This window comes from Mesorhizobium sp. M4A.F.Ca.ET.020.02.1.1 (assembly GCF_004022645.1).
In the GTDB taxonomy this organism is placed as follows: Bacteria; Pseudomonadota; Alphaproteobacteria; order Rhizobiales; family Rhizobiaceae; genus Mesorhizobium.
Genome location: NZ_RZOI01001135.1, coordinates 1 through 1,165, shown reverse-complemented (window position 1 = coordinate 1,165; position 1,165 = coordinate 1). Strand labels below are relative to the sequence as shown.

The following is a 1,165-nucleotide window of genomic DNA, read 5'->3' as shown; positions in this document are numbered from 1 at the left end:
TGCGGGATGTTCGACCAGGCACCGAACGGGATCGCTGGCAGGTCCGGCGCCGAGGGCTGGATGAACGGCTTGCCGAAGAAGAAGGCTAGCCCAGAGCCGAACAGCATCAGGGCGATGCCGATGGCGATGTCGTTGACCTTCGGGAATTTGCAGATCCAGCCATGGAAGAGACCGAAGCAGAGGCCGGCGATTGCCGCCGCAAAAAGGCCGAGCCATGGCGAGCCGGTCATCACGGCGACCGCGTAGGCGCTCATGGCGCCGAACACCAGCGTGCCCTCGAGGCCGAGATTGATGCGGCCGGAGCGCTCGGTGATGGCTTCGCCGAGCGACACGAAGATGAAGGGGGTGGAGACGCGGATGGCGCCGCCCAGTATGGCGAGCGGCACGCCCCAGAGGCCGATGTCGGTCGTTTCCATCAGGCGCTCCCCTTCAGGACATCAGGCCCCTGCCAGAGGTCCGGGTTGAAGGGCTTGAAGCGGCCGTAGAGGGTCTCGCTGAACAGGATGACGATGAAGAGCATGCCCTGCAGCACAAGCACGGTCGCATCGGGTAGGTCCATGCGGCGCTGGATCAGGCCGCCGGAGGCGTCGATGCCGCCGAGCAGGATGGCGACCGGGATGATGGCGAGCGGATTGTGGCGGGCAAGGAAAGCAACGAGGATGCCGGTATAGCCGTAGCCGGCGGCGAGCGAGCCGTTGGCGCTGCCTTGCACGGCGGCGACCTCCAGCATTCCGGCAAGCCCGGCGAAGCCGCCGGCAAGCGCGGTGAAGCCGACGATCAGCGGGCCGACGGCAAGGCCCTGCACCTGCGCCGCCCTGACATTGCCGCCGGCGATGCGAGCGGCGAAGCCCCAGCGGGTCTTCTCGATCAGCAGCCAGGAGAGCACGCAGGCGAGGATGCCGACGACGAGGCCCCAATGCACCTCCATGCCCAGGATGTTGCCGATGCGGTAGATGTCGGCGAGCGGCTGGGTCGAGGGCTTGTTGAGCGAGGCCGGATCGCGCAGCGGGCCTTCAACCAGGTAATTCATCAGCGCGATGGCGATGTAGGCCATCAGCAGGCTGGAGATGGTCTCGTTGACGGCGCGGTAATGGCGGAGCGCGCCGACGGCACCAATCCAGATGCCGCCGGCGGCCACGCCCCCCACGCCCATGAGGAGGATGAC

General features: G+C 67.0%; 1 protein-coding gene and 1 pseudogene. Both read right to left on the bottom strand.

The genetic code is table 11. The annotated features are described in order from the left end of the window. Positions 1–416, bottom strand: a pseudogene (locus EN742_RS35460) (ABC transporter permease); the annotation flags it as partial. Beyond that, positions 416–1,165: ABC transporter permease (locus tag EN742_RS35455; RefSeq protein ID WP_148670552.1), on the bottom strand; the 750-nt coding region annotated here is incomplete at its 5' end. The pseudogene EN742_RS35460 and the gene EN742_RS35455, both read right to left, overlap by 1 nt.